This is a genomic window from Aeromonas sp. HMWF017 (genome assembly GCF_003061465.1).
Taxonomy (GTDB): Bacteria; Pseudomonadota; Gammaproteobacteria; order Enterobacterales; family Aeromonadaceae; genus Aeromonas; species Aeromonas veronii.
Map to the genome: position 1 here is coordinate 1 of NZ_QAJD01000135.1, position 17,945 is coordinate 17,945.

Below are 17,945 nucleotides of genomic sequence, written 5' to 3' on the forward strand. Positions count from 1 at the left end.
TGCTGAACAAGCCCTATATGGTGCTCTGCCAGTTCACCGACGAGGCGGGCCGGGAGACCCTCAAGGATTACATCAAAGAGCCCGGCATCTACGCCGCAGGGCGGCTTGACCGCGACAGCGAGGGGCTGTTGCTGCTCACCAACGATGGCAAGCTGCAGGCGCGTCTCACCCAGCCGGGGGAGAAGACACCCAAGACCTACTGGGTTCAGGTGGAAGGTATTCCGAGCGAGGAGAAACTGGCCGCCCTTCGCGCCGGGGTGGAGCTCAATGACGGCATGACCCTGCCTGCCGGGGCGCGCATCATGGATGAACCTGCGGTGTGGCCGCGCAATCCGCCCATTCGCGAGCGCAAAGAGATTCCCACCAGCTGGCTGGAGATCAAGATTATCGAGGGGCGCAACCGGCAGGTACGGCGGATGACCGCCCATATCGGCCACCCCACCCTGCGCCTTATTCGCTACGCCATCGGCGACTGGACCCTCGATGGTCTGGCACCCGGCGAGAGCCGCAGCCTGCCCGCCCCCGAGCTGGCGCCGAGCTCCAACAGCCGCCCGCGTCCCTCCTCATCCCGTTCAGGCGGTAACGCCAAACCGGCAGGGGAGGCGCCACGGCGGGTCAGCCAGCCGAGACGGGACGAGCGTCCCCGCAGCACTCACCCAACCGAGCGCGCAGCCACGAACCCGACCGGCGGCAAACCCCGCAGCAGCGGGCGAGGAACGGCACGCAGACCCGCCCGTACGGGCAATCCCAATAGCAGCGACAAGGAGTCATGATGAGCAATCAGGCAGAGCAATCGGCCACCAGCCACGCCCGCATGGAGGCGCGCCTGACGGTCGCCGCCCTGGTGCAGTGGCAGGGACGCTTTCTGGTGGTGGAAGAGGAGATAAAAGGCCAGCGCCGTTTCAACCAGCCCGCCGGCCATGTGGAGCCGGGGGAAAACCTGCTTGACGCGGCTTGCCGCGAGCTCAAAGAGGAGACGGGTCTGACCGCCGCGCCGACCGCCTGGCTTGGTACCTATCTGTTCAAACCGGCCGACAGCGAAGCCACCTATGTGCGCACCGCCATCATCTTCGACCTTGAAAAAGCGCCGGGTCAGCACCATCCAGAGGATCCTGACGGCGATGTGCTGGCTTGCCACTGGCTCACTCTGGAAGAGATTGCCGAGTGCAAACCGGCCCTACGCAGCCCCCTGGTGTGGCAGTGCATTCAGGATTATCTGGCGGGGACACGGCTGCCGCTGTCGGCACTCAAGGCCTTCATCTGAGAGCCTGCCCACGCTCTTACTGCGAGGCCGTGATCAAGGCTCATGTGCTGCTCGGAATCCTCACGTATATATATACGCTCCGGTTCCTGCGCTGCTCTTTACCTTGCTGACGGCCTCTCGTGACAGATCGTGAACAGGCTATCCGATATCGTTTGGAACCATTTTTTCATCATGGTACTGACAAACAGAAAAACGATTTCCTGCTATCAGGCTCCTGATGGGAACTGCGGCATGGATATGTGACCGGGGGCGCAAAACTCTGGTAGAATACGCCCCGTTTAAACGAACTGGTAACTTCGACTAATGACAGACAACAGCCAAATCAAGGTGATCGTCGGCATGTCCGGCGGCGTGGATTCTTCCGTCTCGGCCTACCTGCTCCAGCAGCAGGGCTATCAGGTCGAAGGCTTGTTCATGAAGAACTGGGAAGAAGACGACACGGACGAGTACTGCTCTGCCGCCCAGGATTTGGCTGATGCCAAGGCCGTCTGCGACAAGCTGGGGATGAAACTCCACACCATCAACTTCGCCGCCGAGTACTGGGACAACGTGTTCGAGCACTTCCTCGAAGAGTACAAGGCAGGCCGTACGCCGAACCCGGATATCCTGTGCAACAAGGAGATCAAGTTCAAGGCGTTCCTCGAATTTGCCGCCGAAGAGCTGGGTGCCACCTACATCGCCACCGGCCACTATGTGCGCCGTGACGACAGCACAGGCCGCCCGCGCCTGCTGCGCGGTCTCGATACCAACAAGGATCAGAGCTACTTCCTCTATACCCTGAGCGAGAAGCAAGTGGGTCAGAGCCTGTTCCCGGTTGGCGATCTGGAAAAGCCCGAGGTGCGCCGCATCGCCGAGCAGCTCGATCTCATCACCGCCAAGAAGAAAGACTCCACTGGCATCTGCTTTATCGGCGAGCGCAAGTTCAAGGACTTCCTGGCCAAGTTCCTGCCAGCCCAGCCCGGTAAGATCGAGACCGTGGATGGCAAGGTGATCGGCGAGCATCAGGGTCTGATGTATCACACCCTGGGCCAGCGCAAGGGGCTCGGTATCGGTGGTCGCAAAGATGCCACCGAAGAGGCCTGGTATGTGGTCGACAAAGAGGTCGAGCGCAACGTGCTGGTGGTGGCGCAGGGCGAACATCCCCGCCTCTACTCCGATGGCCTGATTGCCAGCCAGTTGCACTGGGTGGATCGCACCCCCATTCGCGAGCCGCGTCGCTGCACCGTCAAGACCCGCTACCGTCAGCAGGATATTCCCTGTCTGATCCAGCCCATCGACGACGAGACCATCCGGGTCATCTTCGACGAGAAACAGGCTGCGGTGACCCCGGGCCAGTCCGCCGTCTTCTACGACGGGGAAGTGTGTCTGGGCGGTGGCATCATCGAACAGCGTTTCAGCCATCCGGTTTGAATCCTTAACAGAAGGCAGCAGACGTGAGCGATAAATTCCAAGACAGAACAATGGCCTTTGCCGGCATCTGCCAGGCCGCGTATCTGGTGCAGAAGGTGGCCCGAGACGGCAGCTGTGACGAGGCCGCCCTGCGCGAGAGCCTCTCCAGCATTCTGGTGACCAACCCGAGCCAGCCGCTCGAGGTGTTCAACAACACCCATCTGGCCATTCGCGACGGCTACCGTGCGCTGGTCGAGCAGCTGGGTGCCGACGGCAGCCAGAAGAATGCCGAGCTGACCCGCTACGTGGTGAGCCTGATTGCGCTGGAGCGCAAGCTGGCCAAGCGCAAGGACATTCTCAATATGCTGGGTGAGCGGATCAGCCAGATTGGCCGCCAGCAACAGCACTTCGATCTGCTCGACGAGCAGATTTTGGCCAACATGGCGAGCATCTACAGCGATCTTATCAGCCCCATCGGGCCGCGCATCCAGGTTGCGGGTACCCCGCTGTTCCTGCAGCAACCGCTGGTGCAGCACAAGGTGCGCGCCCTGCTGCTGGCGGGCATTCGTGCCTGCGTGCTGTGGCGCCAGCTCGGTGGTAGCCGCACCCAGATCATCTTCGCTCGCAAGAAGATGGTGGAGCTGGCCAAACGTTACTAATCATCGGCTCGCGCGCGGGCAAGCGAGGTCAACATCAGGGTGAACAGCCGCACATCCGCCCTGACGACGACTCAGCCCCACGCGCGAGTGGATACGGATCCCCCACACAAATCATCAGGAGTTCACCCCATGGAGCTGTCCGCGCTGACTGCTGTTTCCCCGATTGACGGTCGTTATGGCGACAAGGCCGATGCCCTGCGCCCTATCTTCTCCGAATTCGGCCTGCTGCGTTTTCGCGTTGAAGTCGAGGTTCGCTGGTTGCAGAAACTGGCCAGCCACGCCGGGATCCCGGAAGTCCCAGCCCTGAGTGCGGCCGCCAACGCCCTGCTCGACGGCATCGTCAGCAACTTCAACGAGAGTGACGCCGCCCGTATCAAACAGATCGAGCGCACCACCAACCATGATGTGAAAGCGGTGGAGTACTTCCTCAAAGAGAAAGTCGAAGTGAACCCGGAGCTGGCGGCTGTCAGCGAGTTCATCCACTTCGCCTGTACCTCGGAAGACATCAACAACAACTCCCACGGTCTGATGCTGAAAACTGCCCGCGAAGAGGTCATCAAGCCTTATTGCGAAAAGCTGATCAACGAGCTCAAGCGTCTGGCCCACGAGTACCGTGACATGCCGCTGCTCTCCCGTACCCACGGTCAGCCGGCCACCCCGAGCACCATGGGCAAGGAGATGGCCAACGTCGCCTACCGTCTGGAGCGTCAGTTCAAGCAGATCATGGCGGTGGAGATCCTCGGCAAGATCAACGGTGCGGTCGGCAACTACAACGCCCACCTTAGCGCCTACCCGAATGTGGACTGGCACCAGTTCTCCGAGGAGTTTGTGACTTCTCTGGGCCTTTCCTGGAACCCCTACACTACCCAGATCGAGCCGCACGACTACATCGCCGAGCTGTTCGACGCCATGGCCCGCTTCAACACCATCCTGATCGACTTCGACCGCGATGTGTGGGGTTACATCTCCCTGGGTCACTTCAAGCAGCGCACCATCGCGGGTGAAATCGGCTCCTCCACCATGCCGCACAAGGTCAACCCCATCGACTTCGAGAACTCCGAAGGCAATCTGGGTCTGGCCAACGCCGTGTTCCAGCATCTGGCGAGCAAGCTGCCCATCTCCCGCTGGCAGCGTGATCTGACCGACTCGACCGTGCTGCGCAACCTGGGTGTGGCGGTGGGTTACTCCCTGATTGCCTATCAGGCGACCCTCAAGGGCATCTCCAAGCTGGAAGCCAACGACGCCGCCATGGCCGCCGATCTGGATGCCAACTGGGAAGTGCTGGCCGAGCCGATCCAGACCGTGATGCGCCGCTACGGTATCGAGAAGCCCTACGAGAAGCTCAAGGAGCTGACCCGTGGTCGCCGCGTCGATGCTGAAGGGATGCGCACCTTTATCGACACTCTGGAGTTGCCGGAAGCGGTCAAGGTTGAGCTGAAGAAGCTGACCCCGGCCAACTACATTGGCGACGCCCAGCGTCTGGTCGATCTGCTGAAGTAAGCCAACCGGCAGTGACGAAGGGGCCCTGTGCACGATACGCCACAGGGCCCCTGTTATTTTCCCTGCTACGGCAGGATCCCGAGTGGCTTTTCCCAAGCCTGCCTTGGGCAAAACCTCTTTGCGAGACACGAGAAACAGCATGTACGAACTCAATCTGGATATCGCTCACTTCCTTGAGCACTACTGGCAGAAGCGCCCGCTCCTTATCAAGGGTGGCTTCAAGGACTTTCAGGATCCCATCAGCCCGGACGAGCTGGCGGGTCTGGCCATGGAGGAGGTGGTAGAGTCCCGCCTCGTCACCCGTTTCGACGGCAAGTGGGATGCTGCCCACGGCCCCTTCGAATCCTACGACCATCTGAGTGAAGAGAACTGGACCATTTTGGTACAGGCTTGCAACCACTGGGCCCCCGAGGTGAACGAGCTGGCGGTGCCGTTCCAGTTCATTCCGGGCTGGCGCTTTGACGATGTGATGGTGAGCTTCTCCACCCCCCATGCGGGTGTCGGCCCCCACATCGACAACTACGATGTGTTTATCACCCAGGGTCTGGGCAAACGCCACTGGCGGGTTGGCGATGCCAAGCCGCTCAACGAGTTCGCCGCCCACGCCGCCCTGCTGCACTGCGAGCCGTTCGAGGCGATCATCGACGTCATCATGGAGCCGGGTGACATCCTCTACATTCCGCCCGGATTCCCCCACGAAGGCTACGCCATCGAGCCCTCCATGAACTTCTCGGTGGGTTTCCGCGCACCAGATGCCAAGGCGCTTATCTCCTCCTTTGCCGATCATCTGATCGACAACGAGGTGCGTACCGAGCGTTACGGCGATGCCGATCTCAAGCCTCGTGCCCGTCACGGCGAGATCCAGCCCCACGAGCTGCACCGTCTGCGCGAGCTGATGCAGCAGGCCCTCGATGACGAGACCCTGTTCAAGGAGTGGTTCGGCACCATGATATCCGAGGCCAAGCACGATCTGGACGTCAATCCGGTCGAGCCGGACTACAGCGCCGAGGAGGTAGCCGACCTGCTGACCCAGGGCGAGTCCGCCATCAAGGTGCCGGGTCTGCGCACCGTCTGGTTCAGCGGCGAGAGCCAGCAGTGCTTCATCGACGGCGAAGCCTGGACTCTGCAGAGCGAAGACGCGGCAGCCATTTCGCTCCTGTGCGACAAGGACATCATCACCCAGGCCGACATGGTGGAGCTGGCCGATCAGGCCGGTTTCCTGCAACTGCTGACCCGTCTGGTCAACCGTGGTTACTGGTTCTTCAACTGATCCGGCGGTAAGCGAAGGATAAAAAGGCGCCTTATGGCGCCTTTTTTGTCACTCAGTGGTGGTTCAATTAACAATCGATGCGCGAAACTGAACCCACTCTTGATGAACCGACAAGTGGTTATTTATTGAACTAAGATCGATGGGTATCATGCGTCCGTCCCTGTTCACAAGAGAAGCACCACCATGCAAATCACCTCCCGGCCCATGCCGCTGCCCGATTACGGCAAATACCCCTCCTCTCCGGCTGTCACACCCGAGCAGGTCAGTCAGGCCCGTAACGAAGCGCTGATCAAGAAGGATGAATTGCAGGCACAGAGCGAAGAGAAAGCAACGGCTCGCAGAACCCTGGCGGTCTCTTATACGGCTAACCAGCAAGATAAAGCCGTGGTGGAGCGCTACCTGGAGGCCAGCGGTCAGGAGACCGACAGCAAGTCGGGCCCGAGCACTGCTGAACTCTATCAGGCGGCCAATCGCTACCAGCGCCAGCAGAATCTGAGCGACTACATGCAATTCCAACAGAGCCCGCTCGCCCAGCAGATGGGTAACATGGTGGGTGAAGATAAACGCAAGGGCACCCAGCTCGACATCATTGCCTGAATCAATTTGCTCGAATAAGCCCGGCAGGGACTGATATAAACTGAAAAAGCCCTCGATGAGGGCTTTTTCGTTATGACTTGTCGCTGTGACTTCTTGCTACAACAACGTCTCGCTAGAAATGGGACTCTTCTGCCTGTGCGTCCGGCAGCTCGTCGGGGAGTTCATCAAACAGGGGATGATAGAGCACCTCTCCCTGCACACCCGCAAAACCGTGCTCCTGTAGCTCCATCGCCATAAAGCAGTCGGCAGGCACCTCATAGATGCAGTGCAGGCCAAACTCGCTGGCCGGGCGGAAACCGAAACGGCTGTAATAGGCCGGATCCCCGAGTACCACCACCCCTTTCCAGTCCATTTCGAGCGCCGTATCAAGCCCTTCACGGATAAGATCCGAGCCAATCCCCTGACCTTGCCAGTCGGGATGAACCGCGACCGGCGCCAGACCGAGCCAGGGCCCTTCCATGCCGTTAATGGTGATCGGGCTTAGCATCAGGTGCCCCATGAACTCGTACTCTTCCTCTTCGACCATGGTCACTACGGCAGCACCACATTCGCGCAGGCGGTTGACCAGTTCGGCCTCATCGGAACGACCGAAGGCGGCACTCAGCAGCTCATAAACCGGCAGCATGTCACCGGGGCGCTCGGTTCTCAACATCAGGTATTACTCCTCGTACAGCAGAGCGGGCATTATTCCACACAACGGCTGGTCATTCTGAGTACCTTTGTCCAAAAATGGGAGGGTGCACTCAGGAAAACGAGCTGCAAACTGCTGCTGCAAGGCGGTTAGCGTAGCCGGAGTGACCCTGTTCATCGCCTCGCGGTAGGCCAGCCAGAGGGCGGGAGCCTCCCGCGCCAACCGATCAAAGGTCAGTTCGGGCGTTTGATGCCAACAGCCATCCAGCTCATCGACCAGCTCCGGCAGCTCCACCAGCAGCCGTAACTGCTGATAGCGTATCTGCGACGAGTCACCGTTGCCGCCCAGCGCCTGCGCCATCAATTGGTTGAACCAGTAGAGCCGTGATGCGCGCTCCTCGCGGCTGAGCAGCGCTGATCCCTGCCGCTGCAGCGCGGCCAATTGCAGCAACCACGCCAGCCCCTGTTCATCCCTGTCTTTCAGCAAGACGCCGCCAAAATGGGACAATTGCTCCGGTTCGGCCTGCGCCAGCAGATCGACGGGATAACAGTGCAGCGCCAGCAACCGCTCAAGATGCGGCGGGCAGTTCAAAGAGTAGGGCTCCTCCCCCGCGCCCCTCTCATCCACAAAGAGCGAGATAGCCTGCATGCCGTTGGCACTCTGCCGATTGCTCGTTGCGGGATCCCACAGGATCACCACGGCGACCCGCTCATCTTCAAGCCAGCGAGTGACCTCATCAAGCAGGGGGGCTGGCAAGGAGAGGGCACGATCCAGTCGCCAGTAACTCACCTCGCACGGCTGACGACCGCTGATATGGCGCTGACCGCGATAGTACATCCCCATTTTTGCCATCACCCGGCCGGAGGCTAAATTGTCTGGCATATGGCGAGCCGTCAGCGCAGGCAGTTGCAGTTGGTCAAAGGCGAACCCCTTGACCAAGCTGGCGGCCCGGGTCGCCAGACCGCGATTCTGCCAGGGCACGCCCACCCACCAGGCGAGCTCGCCATTCCAGTGCAAGGAGATCACCCCGACCAGCGCAGCCCCACCCTCCTCTGGCAAGGTGATGGCCCAGCTCCAGCCAAGGCCAAGCCCCGCCTTGCGCCAGCTGAGCGCCAGCCAGTCGCGGGCCCCCTCCGGCGGATAGGGGTGAGGAATATTGAGGGTGTAGCGCGCCAGCGCCTCGTCGCTGCAGTAGCGCACTATCTCGCGCTCATCGTCGGCCTGCAGTTGTCGCAATACGACACCTGATAGCGAATGCCCCTCAGCCAGGGTCGGCACCGTCACGCGGCGCGCCAGCAGGCGATTGAGCACGGCGCCCAAATCGGCCTCGGGGGTGAGCGGCAGATCGGCCCCCACAGGGCCAAGGGTGAGCAGTCCCTGCTCCTTGGCGAGGGTCAATAGGGAGGTAGAGGCACTGATCAGAACCTGGCGGCTGGGATCAACATGAAAATCCGCCAGCAGATCCCCATCGAGCCAGGCAGCCAGCAGGGCTCCCGGGCAGAGCACCCCGTCTGGAGGGCTGCTCGCCCAGGGTGCATCGGTTTGATCGAGGGCGGCCGCCGCCTCTTTGCCCAGCAGCAGCTGCCAGCGATGACCTTGCTGCTGCCAGTGCAGCAACAGCGCAGCCCACTGCGGTTGCCACAGACTGGCCTCGATCAGCAGTTCCATCAGCTGGCCTGACAGGCCGCTGGCAGCGTCAGGTGACGGGGATGGGCTTCGATACGGGCGATCCAGCTACGGATAGCTGGCCACCCCTGCAGGGAGAAGATCCCCTCCTCTGCCACGTGGGTGTAGGCATAAAGGGCGATATCGGCGATGGTCGGCGCATCACCGCACAGGTAGGGGCTCTGTTTCAGCTGCTGCTCCATTACCGCCAGCGCCTTCTCGCCACCGGCTTTCAGCCCGTCGAGCCGCGCCTCCTGCGACTCGGGTCGGCCGAGATAGTGAACGATAAAGCGGGCCACCGCGATGTAGGGCTCATGGCTGTACTGCTCAAAGAACATCCATTTGAGCACCTCGGCCTGCTGGCGCGGATCGGTTGGCCACAAGGCACTGCCTTGCCCCAGATAGAAGAGGATGGCATTGGATTCCGCCAGCGTATCGCCCTGGCCAATCTCCAGCACCGGGATCTTGCCGTTGGGGTTCATGGCCAGAAATGCGGGGGTACGGGTATCCCCCGCCTGAATATCGACCTCTACCCACTCAAGGGGCAGCTCCAGCCAGCGGGCCAGCAGCCACCCCTTGTAACAGTTGCCGGAACGAAGATCACCATACAGACGCATACACACTCCTTGTGAAAACAGATTTGAACAGCGCGATCAGGGAGCCAGACGCTCGATATGCCAGCCATCCCCGTCGCGGGTGTAGTAGAAGCGGTCATGCAGCCGGTGCTCGCCCCCCTGCCAGAACTCCACCGTCTCGATCACCACCCGGAATCCGCCCCAGAAGCTCGGCAGCGGCACTTCGCCATTGGCAAACTTCTGCTTGAGCTCGAGGAACTTGGCCTCCAGCACGCCGCGGGCCGATATGCGGGTCGACTGCTTGGAGACCCAGGCAGCGATCTGGCTATCCTTGGGGCGGCTGTGGAAATACTTCATCACCTCGAAGGTGCTCATCTTCTCCACCCGGCCAGTCACATGAACCTGTCTGTCCAGCGTGTGCCAGGGGAAGAGCAGGCTGATACGAGGATTGCCTTCCAGCTGCTGCGCCTTACGGCTGCCCATGTTGGTGTAAAAGACCATCCCCTGGGCGTCGTAGTGCTTGAGCAGCACGGTGCGCTGCCAGGGCTGACCATCGGCATCCACCGTCGCTACCACCATGGCGGTGGGATCGGTCAGTTTGGCCTCACAAGCCTGCGCCAACCACTTCTCGAACAGCGCCAGCGGCTCGGCCGGCAGATCGGCTCGGTGCAGCCCGCCACGGGAGTATTCACGGCGCAGATCAGCAACATCCATCATCTTGATTTTCCTTCAAATAAATAATGGTTCCACGACCATCAAGAGAGTGACGCAGGCATTGTGCGCTCGATAAAGCGACCTTGTAAACCATACAAAAAAAGCGAAGAGGCTAACGCCTCTTCGCTTGGGTCATCAATGTACCAAAGATGGGTAATCTCACCCTTGGGTTATCTGGTTTAGTAGCTCATGATCTCACGACGACGCAGCAGCACAGCGATACCAAGGCCCAACAGCGCGAACAGACCGGTCGAACCGCCGCCGCCATTGCTTTCAGGCTGGGGAGCCGGTGTATCACTGCTCTTGGTCGCCAGTTTTGGCGTAATGGCATAGAAGATATTGTCGCTACAGGACAGCTTGAGGCGAACAGCGCTGCCAGCATTGGCCGGAATGGTCACCTCATGGGCGCCATTGTTGTTCACGCCATTGACCAGCGGCTGCCAGCTCTTGCCTTCATCGTTGCTATAACTGATATCAACCCGCTGACAGTTGATGCGGCCACCGTCGGTTCCAGCTACTTGCCAATTCACTGTGGTCGGGCTGCCAACCAGAATACGCTGGTCAGGGGCTGGTAATATCTTGAAGGTTTGTGAACCTGTATCGACCACTTCGACCGAGGTCTCATCATAGGCACCACCGCCTTTTCCATCACGGGCCACCAAACGGAAATTCAGAGTACGCGGTGCATTGACCCATGGATCGCCCTTCTCTTCATCTTTTATTAGCTCAGGCTGTTGCAACATAAATCGTTCATATCCCCTTAGCTGAGTAGCCAAAGAAGGAAAGTGACGTTCAGGAGACGTTGCAGGCGCCACAAAACGATATAAGGGTCCATCGTTCAATTTCCCATAGTATATATCAGATGCACTCTCTGTCGCTCGACCAAGATCAACCTGTTCCCAGCTAAAGGTCATTCCATCTTCACCAGAACCAATCCCTGTGAGTGAAAATGCAGTTCTAACAGGAATAACTTTTGATTGCGATGTTGGTGAGATATTCACATCAATATCTTGCTTGATCATAGGCTCAACAACGCCACAATTATCTGGACGGCTGGCTAGCACAGCAAGCATCTGCTCAATGGACTTGCTATGAAAATAACCAGTCGTTTTAGATTGCAGATTTTGTGACCCCATGCCAACTCTGCCCGGATAACCCATGATGGTCGCACCGCTACCAACCTCCCAAGCGGAATTAGCTACACGTCCGCCTTGGTCGACATTAAAGATATGCTCTGCACCGAGCTGATGACCCACTTCATGGGCAAAGGTATCGACAAACATCGCATCGATCTCTGCGATTCCCGCTCCCGAGCTGCCATTACCGGCTCCACTCATTGCATTAGATCGCAAGTTTCGACCAAGGGACTTATTCCCGAAATAATCCAGATTTGGAGCTGCGCACAGCGTCCCCCATGCCAAGCCAGAATAATTGGTCGTCATCAGCACGTGGCCAATATCAAACTCACCTAACTTTTTCGCAGGATCTGTTTCTCTTTGAGCCAACAGTTGAACAAGCTCATTTCGATGTGCATCATCACGGTCTATTGTAGGCGTGGTAAATGTGCGGTCTTTATTAGTTCCATTAAAAAATAGATCTGTGTCCGGATCGTCAAAAATAATATTATCATTGCCATCAGCCAAGATAAATTTTATACCGAGATCACGCTCATATATCTCATTGACTCGAACCAGCAATGTTACAATAGATGACAACGCACCTATTTTACCATGAAATGAGGTGGTGTACTCTCCAGTGGTAGATATCGCAATTCGATATGTTTTTATTCCAGGAAAGTTATATTTTTGTGCTGCTTGCTTAGTTGCACTATCTAACAATGAGCGCTTTTTTTCACTTTCATGCTCACTTTTATTATTCTGCATCAGCTCTTCATGATGCCCATTTTTCCGCGGCTTTACATTTTTCTTGTAATAAACAGAATAAAGACCACTACGTTGAACATCAATAAACACCTGCTCCCCTTGGTGCATAAACATGCCATTAAAACCACGTGGGGAAATATCAAAACTGCCGGTATTATTTTCATTGCCCACTTCATGGCCTTTAAAGGTCATGATATCCGGATACTTGGCGGCCAATGCAGGTGGCAACACCGACGAGGGCTGCACTTCAAATTGCACCATTCCACCATTTGGTAATGGCAAAGTAATCAGCATATCGCCAGCACGCAGATTTTGAATAAACTCTTCATCGACCTTAAAGCTGGTATAGGCACTAGTTGTGACTGTATCAGCCGCCTGCCTATTGTGTGCTTCGACCATATGCCATGGGGATGCCAGCGCGATATTGGCTGACATTGCGATGACAACTGAGATTGCATTTATTGTGAACTTCATCATTATTAATCACCTGACTGAACAGCCGGCGAGAATAACGTGACGCAAATCACAATTCAACTTTTTCAATAAAAATTAAATGAATTTAATTTCATTTAAAATCATAAAGTTAGTGAGTTATAGTTTATAAACAGCTCATTTTGTTAGCATTTTCAGCAGTTCTTTTTAATAGAGTTAAAACTCCAAAAAAGTATATGGGGGCTCATATGTGAGTCATCGAATCATTCCCATGAGGCTATCACTATGTTTGGAATATTAGAGTTATAACTCCAATCATGCCGATTTACACGCCGTTGTTGAACAGCCACTACGGCCTTGAAATCGCCTCCGGCATGCACCTTTCCAGCATCTGTCGGTTATATCGGGTGGCATAGTCAATCCGCAGCTCAAACTCCGACTCCTTGCCCATCTCAATTACATCACCGAACCCTTTCAGATAACGGACTCCGCACCGAGTTATCGCTTCTGCTTGCAATGACTCCACAACCCCCGGGGCCATACCACCGCGCCCGCCACGCACGATGAGCCGATAATCCTGAGCAGCAAGACTCTCATCTATTGCCTCTGTCAGTGATGCGGCCACAACAGGCGCCACGCAGATATGCAGAAACAGCAAACTGACGACTAACCGTAATACCTGCGCCATCCAGCTATCCCTCCCATCAGGAGGATCACGATAAGATTCACTGCACCACCACCACCGCCGCCACCCGCATTGTTGTCGGTAATGACAGTTGCACTTTCCGTAGTGGCAGACGCATTACCTCTTATCCCATTGATAGAGAAAAAAATATTATTGCTGCATGCCAGCTTCAGCCTGGCCGTGCTGGTCAACGGTGCAGGCAACACCACACTGGCCGAACCGTTATTGGCAAGCCCGCTTGCCAGCGTAGTCCAAGTAGAACCACCATTCTGTGTCAGTGCCAAATCCACGCTGGGACAATTGATAGGAGGCTGATCGGTCCCGGCAACATTCCATGTCACTAGCTGAGTGCTACCCGCCACCATGGCGCCGATCTGCGGAGCTGTGATGGCAAATGCCGCGCCGGTATTGATCACCTGAACCACCATTTCATCACTGCTCACCGCCCCCTGACCATCACGTACGGTAATGCGGAACTGGAGATTGCGATTGGTCGCAGGCCACGCCTCTCCTTTAGCCAAGACACCCGATATCAGAGAGCTCATGGCGGGCAATGTTCTACGGGGATCCGATGTTGGTGAAACAAAGCGAAACAGCGGGCGGGTTCCATCATCCACCATGGTTGCCACGCTGTAGGATGCATTGCCAAGATCAACCTGCTCCCAGGTGTAACTGAGGGGATGACCATCCAGATCCAGCGCACTACCGACAAGAGTGAAAGGCGTATTGGCGGGGATCACCCTATCGCCCCCCGCATCCACAACCGGCGCGTTATTGGCAAGCGCCAGGTCGGTGCCGCAGGAGGGCAGAGAGGCCATCAGAGCCCGCATCTGCTCGATCGACTTGCTGTGAAAAAAAGGTGTGCTGTTAACCTGCAGATTCTCCTCACCACAGATCCCGGCATAGGCCATGATGGTCGAGCCACTGCCCGGTTCCCAAGCTGAGCTAGCCTTGCGACCTGTTGCACAACTGTCGGCCATGCCATTGAAGGAGTGCTCGGCCCCCAGCTGGTGCCCCAATTCGTGAGCCACATAATCAATAAAGAATGCATCACCGATAGGCTGTGAGCCTCCGGTCATGCCCCGTGAACGGCTGAAAGGGTTGCATAAAGATCTCAGGGTCGCCACCCCGCCGCCTGATGTCGCCAGCAGATGGCCCAGATCAAAAGAAGGATTGAGCAACACCCCCTGTTGGGTCTGGTTGATGGCGATATCCTGGGTCGAGTTGGTGAAAGGATCCGTCGCAGGATCGGTGAAAATCACATTATCCGTATCAGCTGCAAGCTGAAACTCGGCCCCCACATCACGGCGATAGACTTCATTGACCCGATTAAGCAGTGTTGCAATCGCCGAGAGTGCTGCAACCTTGGTACCACCGTGATACTGGGTATATTCCCCGGTTGCCGAGATGGCGATAGTGTAGCGCTTGCGCAAATTGCCATCGACCAGCACAGCTCGCTCACGCTCGATACCATGAGGATCAATCACCTGATCCACATCCTGTCGCCGCCAGGCATCTTGCTGTTCATAAACGGCATAAGAGAAACCGTCCTGAAGCGGATCGACATAAAAGGTACGCCCCTGATGGGTAAACATACCGTGAAAACCATGTATGGTGACATCAAATCGGCCTGTATCCGCCGCCCGATCGATAGCCTTCCCACTGTAAGTATTGATAGAAGGGTAGCGCTGGGCCAAAGGCTCCGGGAGCAAGGCATTGGGATGAACATCAAACTGCACCGTAGTGCCATCCGGCAATGGCAAGGTCAATAGACTGGCGAGATGCCCGGGTTCAAAAGGCTTGTCAGGAACCACCACTCTGACCTTTTCAGCTCGCACATCATAGACCCCTCCCCTTTCCAAGTTTTCATCCATGAAGGTCCACTGTGGTTCTGCTGCAACCTGAACAGACAAACTGGTGATAATCACCGCAATGCCATGCTTCATAGAGCCTCCTTGCCCTACCTTGGTGACAACAAGTATGGTGCAGCGTCAATTGACGATCTGCGTGACAGACAGAAAAGAAAATTCGCACAAAACTTCTGTCACGCTGAAAAATCGTGCTATACCCGCGCTCCCCATCTCAGGCAATACAGACTGGCCCCATTCAACAACGGAAAAAAGTGAAGGCGCCATTGGCGCCTTCACGGATAGATAGGGGGATGAATATCCCCTCCATTTGGATTGGTTCGTTGGTGTATTACTGCTTGCCAGCGCCCGATGCTATTGGGCAATGAATCAGCATACGCTGGTTATACTCGCTGGCGTAAGCACTCAACTTGGCATGTATCTCTTGCTGACCGGGCCTTATCACATCGCCCAATCCATCCAGATAACGCTTTCCACAGCGCGCCTTGACCTCTGCCTGCTGCTCGGCTGCAATACCGGGGGCGAACTCTCCCCGCCCGGCTATCACTATCAGGCGGTAATCCTGCCTGGCGAGGTTTGCACTCAGCTCCTGTTCCAGCGTGCTGGCATCGGCCTGACAGCCGCCGAGCATGACAAGCAGCAACAGAGGGACTCCCTTCATGTGCGCCTCCGTTGCCAGCCGAGCAGCGCCAGAGCCAGCGTCCACAATCCGAGCGCCCCGCCACCACCGCCGCCACCTGAAGTCGAGCCACCTTGCACCAGAGGCAATTTGAGGGGACTGATGGCAAAGAAGATATTGTCGCTGCATGCCACTTTCAGCCTGACGCTGCTGGTGAGATCGGCAGGCAACGTTACCGTTGCTGCGCCGTTATTGGGTTGTCCGGCGGCGAGCATTGTCCAGCTGACGCCCTCATCCTGGGTCACCGAGATGTCCACCTTGCTGCAACTGATCGGCGCCACAGTTGTGCCCGCCACATCCCATGCCACTGCCTGACTGGCCCCCGGAGTGAGAGTCACCCCGTAAAACGGGTTGGTGATGCGAAATGCCGCACCGGTATTGATCACTTGCACTTTCATGTCATCACTGGCAACGCCACCCTGACCATCACGCACCGTCAGTCTGAAATTGAGATCCCGGTTGGTAGTCGGCCAGGCCTCTCCTTTGGCAAGTGTGCCGGAGAGCAGGGATGGCAAACTCGGCAGGATCCGCTCCGACGATGCCGTGGGAGAGACAAAACGAAACAGCGGCCGGGAGCCATCGTCAATCATGGTGGCGGCACTACTCGATTCAGTACCCAGATCGATCTGCTCCCAGTTGTAGAGCAGAGAATCATTATCCAGATCTCCACCCGCCCCTTTTAACATAAAGGCCGTATTGGCAGGGATCACATAGTCCCCCCCTGCAGCTGCCTGCGGGGCATTATTGCTCAACGCGAGTGTGGTTCCACAAGTCGATACGGTCGCCATGTGCGCACGCATCTGCTCGATGGACTTGCTATGAAAATAGGGGTCGCTGTGAGTCTGAATATTCTCATCACCACAAATACCGGCATAGGCCATGATGGAGCTGCCACTACCAGGCTCATAGGCTTGACTCGCAACCCGGGTACCAGCACCGCAACTCCCGGTAGTGCCGTTGAAGGTATGATCAGCACCAAACTGGTGGCCAATTTCATGAGCCACATAGTCAACGAAGAAGGCATCTCCCACCGGTGTGGGTGAACCCGACATCCCACCAGACTTCTGATTGGTGCAGAGCACTGCCAATCCGGCCAGACCGCCGCCATTGGTATTCAGGACATGGCCGATATCAAAATTACCGAGCTGCATATTGGTAAAGTAATAAGCCTGTACCCCGATATTGGTCTGCGCATCCGAATTATCATTGGCAAACAAGTCGCTGGCCGGATCGGTAAAGATCAGGTTGTCATTGCCACTGGCCAGCACGAATTCGGCGCCCACATCCCGTTGATAGACCTGATTAACGCGGTTGAGCAAGGTCGCAATCGCCGCCATGGTAAGCGCTTTGGAGCCACCGTGGTATTGTGTAAATTCTCCTGTCGCCGAAATGGCAATGACGTAGCGCTTGCGAACATTGCCATCCACTTGCACCTTGCGCACCAGTTTGCTGAGCTTGGGCCCTATCACCTCATCTGCAGCCTCTACCAATCGACTATGGGCATCCTGCTGGTAATAGACGGCGTAGCCTTCGGCATTGCGCAGCGGATCGACAAACACCATCCTGCCCTGATGGCTGAACATGGCGTGGAAACCTTGCGGCCCCAGATCGAAACGCCCCGTCTCTATCGGATGCGCCGGGTTGTGACCCTTGAAGGTGCGGATCTGCGGATACTTGGCGGCGAGATCTGCAGGCAGCAAGTCGTAGGCTTCCAGAGCAAAGGTGACCTCCCCCCCATCGGGCAGCGGCAGGGTCAGCTCACTCGCCCCGGCTTGCAGCCCGGCAAAATAGTCGAGCGGCACCTTGGCCACCCGAAACTGATTGGCCCGCACCTCATAACCTTGCTCCGCAGTCGCTCTGGCGGCTACCGTACTCCACTCGCTGGCCATCAGGCTGGTTGACCCCAACAAACTGGCCACCAACAAGGCCAACGAACACTTACTGCTCACATGCATCTTTGTCATCCTTGTAGTCATGCACTTTTTTGAACCATTACCGGCATCATTATCCCGCCGAATCAAAAAGCCCGGCGCCACTGTTTCAGCCACTCACCCATGGGGAGTGTTGCGCCAACCCCGTCTAACCCCTATCATTGCGCGGATTTGTCAATTTTAGAACTGCTCCTCTTCACAAA

The 17,945-nt window shown here is 57.1% G+C and carries 16 protein-coding genes; 7 read left to right on the top strand and 9 right to left on the bottom strand.

Annotated elements, in window-relative coordinates; genetic code table 11:
* The 7 genes from DBR30_RS13120 to DBR30_RS13150 form a co-directional block, all read left to right on the top strand.
* On the top strand, positions 1-773 hold a 773-nt coding region (locus DBR30_RS13120), incomplete at its 5' end, for a pseudouridine synthase (protein WP_108588377.1).
* Positions 773-1,264 (top strand): NUDIX hydrolase, encoded by a 492-nt coding sequence (locus tag DBR30_RS13125; protein ID WP_181363573.1) that lies wholly within the window; start codon positions 773-775, stop codon positions 1,262-1,264. The genes DBR30_RS13120 and DBR30_RS13125, both read left to right, overlap by 1 nt.
* A gap of 303 nt (positions 1,265-1,567) precedes the next feature.
* Positions 1,568-2,674 carry a tRNA 2-thiouridine(34) synthase MnmA gene (gene mnmA / locus DBR30_RS13130; RefSeq protein ID WP_005353619.1) on the top strand — a complete coding sequence of 369 codons (1,107 nt, stop codon included), beginning with the start codon at positions 1,568-1,570 and terminating at the stop codon, positions 2,672-2,674.
* A gap of 23 nt (positions 2,675-2,697) precedes the next feature.
* The gene (gene hflD / locus DBR30_RS13135; protein ID WP_005334622.1) at positions 2,698-3,312 is read left to right on the top strand and encodes a high frequency lysogenization protein HflD; all 615 of its coding nucleotides are present in this window, start codon (positions 2,698-2,700) and stop codon (positions 3,310-3,312) included.
* A 129-nt stretch (positions 3,313-3,441) separates the two neighbouring features.
* The gene (purB, locus tag DBR30_RS13140) at positions 3,442-4,812 is read left to right on the top strand and encodes an adenylosuccinate lyase (RefSeq protein WP_108588378.1); all 1,371 of its coding nucleotides are present in this window, start codon (positions 3,442-3,444) and stop codon (positions 4,810-4,812) included.
* Positions 4,813-4,951: 139 nt separating this feature from the next.
* Positions 4,952-6,082 carry a ribosomal protein uL16 3-hydroxylase gene (locus tag DBR30_RS13145; protein ID WP_108541611.1) on the top strand — a complete coding sequence of 377 codons (1,131 nt, stop codon included), beginning with the start codon at positions 4,952-4,954 and terminating at the stop codon, positions 6,080-6,082.
* Between the two features lie 183 nt (positions 6,083-6,265).
* Complete coding sequence (locus tag DBR30_RS13150) at positions 6,266-6,679, top strand: hypothetical protein (protein ID WP_108541610.1); 414 nt, start codon at positions 6,266-6,268, stop codon at positions 6,677-6,679.
* 112 nt (positions 6,680-6,791) lie between these two features.
* On the opposite strand, the gene DBR30_RS13155 is transcribed toward DBR30_RS13150, so the two are convergent.
* The 9 genes from DBR30_RS13155 to DBR30_RS13195 form a co-directional block, all read right to left on the bottom strand.
* The gene (locus DBR30_RS13155; RefSeq protein WP_064339718.1) at positions 6,792-7,331 is read right to left on the bottom strand and encodes a GNAT family N-acetyltransferase; all 540 of its coding nucleotides are present in this window, start codon (positions 7,329-7,331) and stop codon (positions 6,792-6,794) included.
* A 6-nt stretch (positions 7,332-7,337) separates the two neighbouring features.
* On the bottom strand, positions 7,338-8,978 hold the full coding sequence (locus DBR30_RS13160) for a GNAT family N-acetyltransferase (protein WP_108588379.1): 1,641 nt from the start codon (positions 8,976-8,978) through the stop codon (positions 7,338-7,340).
* On the bottom strand, positions 8,978-9,592 hold the full coding sequence (locus DBR30_RS13165; protein ID WP_108539446.1) for a glutathione S-transferase family protein: 615 nt from the start codon (positions 9,590-9,592) through the stop codon (positions 8,978-8,980). Before DBR30_RS13165 ends, DBR30_RS13160 begins: the two co-directional genes overlap by 1 nt.
* Before the next feature lie 36 nt (positions 9,593-9,628).
* Positions 9,629-10,267 (bottom strand): pyridoxamine 5'-phosphate oxidase, encoded by a 639-nt coding sequence (gene pdxH / locus DBR30_RS13170; protein ID WP_005353629.1) that lies wholly within the window; start codon positions 10,265-10,267, stop codon positions 9,629-9,631.
* Positions 10,268-10,443: 176 nt separating this feature from the next.
* Positions 10,444-12,624: a reprolysin-like metallopeptidase gene (locus DBR30_RS13175; RefSeq protein ID WP_108539449.1), complete on the bottom strand. Its 2,181-nt coding sequence runs from the start codon at positions 12,622-12,624 to the stop codon at positions 10,444-10,446.
* 304 nt (positions 12,625-12,928) lie between these two features.
* A complete protein-coding gene (locus DBR30_RS13180; protein WP_108539451.1) occupies positions 12,929-13,267 on the bottom strand; it encodes a hypothetical protein in 339 nt (112 codons plus the stop codon).
* Positions 13,246-15,210, bottom strand: a complete 1,965-nt coding sequence (locus DBR30_RS13185; RefSeq protein WP_108588380.1) for a reprolysin-like metallopeptidase — start codon at positions 15,208-15,210, stop codon at positions 13,246-13,248. Before DBR30_RS13185 ends, DBR30_RS13180 begins: the two co-directional genes overlap by 22 nt.
* Before the next feature lie 253 nt (positions 15,211-15,463).
* The gene (locus tag DBR30_RS13190) at positions 15,464-15,793 is read right to left on the bottom strand and encodes a hypothetical protein (RefSeq protein ID WP_108541333.1); all 330 of its coding nucleotides are present in this window, start codon (positions 15,791-15,793) and stop codon (positions 15,464-15,466) included.
* Positions 15,790-17,766, bottom strand: coding sequence for a reprolysin-like metallopeptidase (locus DBR30_RS13195; protein WP_108541334.1), 1,977 nt, complete (start codon positions 17,764-17,766; stop codon positions 15,790-15,792). The genes DBR30_RS13190 and DBR30_RS13195 overlap by 4 nt, the downstream gene beginning before the upstream one ends.
* Positions 17,767-17,945: the final 179 nt, after the last annotated feature.